The organism is Nocardia sp. NPDC003345 (genome assembly GCF_053589395.1).
Map to the genome: position 1 here is coordinate 1 of NZ_JBSFRU010000604.1, position 1379 is coordinate 1379.

General features: G+C 68.2%; 1 protein-coding gene and 1 pseudogene. Both read left to right on the plus strand.

Annotation, left to right across the window (positions count from 1 at the left end):
• A partial coding sequence (locus ACWDU1_RS32365; protein ID WP_450004219.1) for a protein kinase family protein occupies positions 1–1052 on the plus strand: 1052 nt, incomplete at its 5' end.
• A gap of 22 nt (positions 1053–1074) precedes the next feature.
• Positions 1075–1379, plus strand: a pseudogene (locus ACWDU1_RS32370) (dihydrofolate reductase family protein); the annotation flags it as partial.

Below are 1379 nucleotides of genomic sequence, written 5' to 3' on the forward strand. Positions count from 1 at the left end.
TGTACAGCGATCACGCGCTGAATGAGCTCGTGGACGCGTCCAGGCCGATGGGCGCCGGAATCGGCGGGAAGGCGGCGCTGCTGAAGGTCGCCGGAGCTCCGGTCTTCGTGAAGCGGGTACCCCTGACCGACCTGGAACGGCGGCCGGAGTACGCCCGATCCACGGCCAACCTGTTCGAACTGCCCCTCTGCTCCCAGTACGGCGTCGGCCTGATCGGCGCACCCGGTTTCGGGGCCTGGCGTGAGCTCGCCGTGCACACCATGACGACGAACTGGGTGCTGGCCGCCGAATACGAGGGTTTCCCGCTGATGTACCACTGGCGGGTGCTGCCGGATACGACGCCGTTGCCGGAGGAGTTGGCCGATATCGACCGTGCTGTCGCCTACTGGGACGGCCATCCCCGGGTACGCCACCGGATCGAGGGCCTCCTGGATTCGTCGGCGAGCATCGCGTTGTTCTCGGAATATCTCCCGCAGAACCTGCACGAGTGGCTGAACGACCGGATCGCGGCGGGCGAGGAGGCCACCGGCCGGGCCTGCGCCGTGGTGGCGCGGGAACTGGCCGCCGGTGTCACGTTCATGAACGGGCGTGGACTGCTGCACCTCGACACGCATTTCGGAAACATCCTGACCGACGGTCACCGCCTCTACTTCGGCGACTACGGCCTCGCGCTCTCGTCCGGATTCGACCTCGCACGGGACGAGGCCGCGTTCTTCGGCCGGCACCAGAGCTTCGACCGCGGCTACACCGCCGCCTACCTGGTGAACTGGCTGCTAACCGCGTTGTACGGGCTCGCGGGGGACGACCGCGCCGACATGGTGCGCGCCCTCGCCGAGGGCCGGCCGCCGACGGGCGTCCCGGATGAAGCCGCCGCGGTGCTCACCGGGCATGCGCCGATCGCCGCGGAGATGTCCGCGTTCATACGGTCGTTCCAGCGGGAGAGCCGCGGCATTCCGTATCCGGACGAAGAGATCCGCCGCCTGCTGCGTGGCCGGGGCACCGCGCTCCCGCGACCGATGAGTTTGTCGCCCCCGGCCGGTCGGAACTCCTGACACCTCGCGAAAGGACATCGTCATGCCGGAGCTTCTCGTTGATTTCATCACCTCTCTCGACGGCTACGCGTCGGGTGAGGGGTGGCCCGGGTTCTGGGGCCTCGAGGGCCCGGAGTACCTCGCGTGGCTCGGTGCGCAGCCCGAGGTCACCTACCTGATGGGAACGAACACCTACCGCCAGATGTCGGGCTTCGCCGCCGGGGAGGTCCCGAGTGGCCAGGACGAGTTCAGGCCCGAAGAAGAAGCGTCCGTCGACGAGCTCACGCAAGCATCCAAAGTGGTGTTCTCGTCCTCGCTCGAGGAGCCGCTGACGTGGGCCAACGCCAC